The sequence below is a fragment of the Bradyrhizobium manausense genome (genome assembly GCF_018131105.1).
Lineage (GTDB): Bacteria > Pseudomonadota > Alphaproteobacteria > Rhizobiales > Xanthobacteraceae > Bradyrhizobium > Bradyrhizobium manausense_B.
This window is the reverse complement of sequence record NZ_JAFCJI010000023.1, coordinates 1-1114: the sequence shown is the minus strand read 5'-3', so window position 1 is coordinate 1114 and position 1114 is coordinate 1. Positions and strand designations below refer to the sequence as shown.

2 protein-coding genes are annotated in these 1114 nt (G+C 60.3%); both read right to left on the bottom strand.

Going from position 1 to position 1114, the window contains the following annotated elements:
- On the bottom strand, positions 1-203 hold a 203-nt coding region (locus JQ631_RS32215; protein ID WP_491018477.1), incomplete at its 3' end, for a flagellin N-terminal helical domain-containing protein.
- 323 nt (positions 204-526) lie between these two features.
- The coding region (locus JQ631_RS32210) for a flagellin (protein ID WP_283841844.1) at positions 527-1114 on the bottom strand (588 nt) is incomplete at its 5' end.

The window sequence follows — 1114 nt, the reverse complement described above, 5'->3', positions numbered from 1 at the left end:
GCGATGCCATCGAGCAGGTTGTTGATGTCGCTGGCGCGGTTGTCGAGCGACTGGGCGGTGAAGAAGTTGGTGGGATTATCCAGAGCCGAGTTGACGCTCTTGCCGGTCGACAGACGGTTCTGTGTGGTGGCGAGAAGATCGGCGGTGGACTGGAGAGAGAGCAGGTTCTGACGAACCGACGCAGAGAGAACAATACCGGACATGACTCTTACCCTTCTGGCTTACGCGTCTTCGTTCGATCGCTTCTGGATCGAGTGACAGCCACAGGGTGCGCTGACATGGCTAACAAAGGGTGAAACGAGCCTCACCGCCATAAGCACCGGTTCACCATAAACCATTGTGACGCGATGGCCGGCTGCGCAATCAGCCTGAAATCGTTGGTGATTTTGCGCGCTTACTCCCCGTTAACCATAACCGCTGGTTACTTTTTCGATCGCTCCCCGCCCCTCGAATACCGATCGGCGAACAAAAAAAGCGGCGGGGCCGAAGCCCCGCCGCCTGATCCTGCTTGCGATGTCGTCCGCTATTAGCGGAGCAGCTGCAGCACGCTCTGCTGCGACTGGTTGGCCAGCGACAGCGCGGAGACCGCGATCGACTGGCGGGTCGACAGCGCCTGGCTGTTGGCCGCTTCGACGTTGGTGTCGGCCAGCGTCAGGTTCGACGAACCGGTCTGCAGCACGTTGATCAGGTTCTTGTTGAAGTCCTGACGAACCTGCACGATCGTCAGGTTCGAACCCAGAGCCGAAGCTTCCGAGCGCAGCGTGCTCGACGCGGTGTTGAGGTTGGTCAGCACCTTGTTGGTGGCAGCGTTGTCGATGAAGTCGACACCGCTGGTCAGCGCGGCGAGGCCCAGACCCTTCGAGTTGTAGGTCACGCCGGTGATGCTGAGGCTCGACTTGCCGGTTTCGTCGAACACCAACTTGAGCTGGTCGCCGTTCAGCAGGTTGACGCCGTTGAACGAGGAGTCCTGCGCAGTCGAGTCGATCTGCTGGAGGATGTTGTTGTACTGGTTGACCAGGTTGGCGCGAGCCGTCTGCGCAACCGTATCCTGGACGGGGCTGGAAGCCGTCGAGAAGGTCAGTGCCGTGGTCAGCGTGCCGCCGATCGCACCACC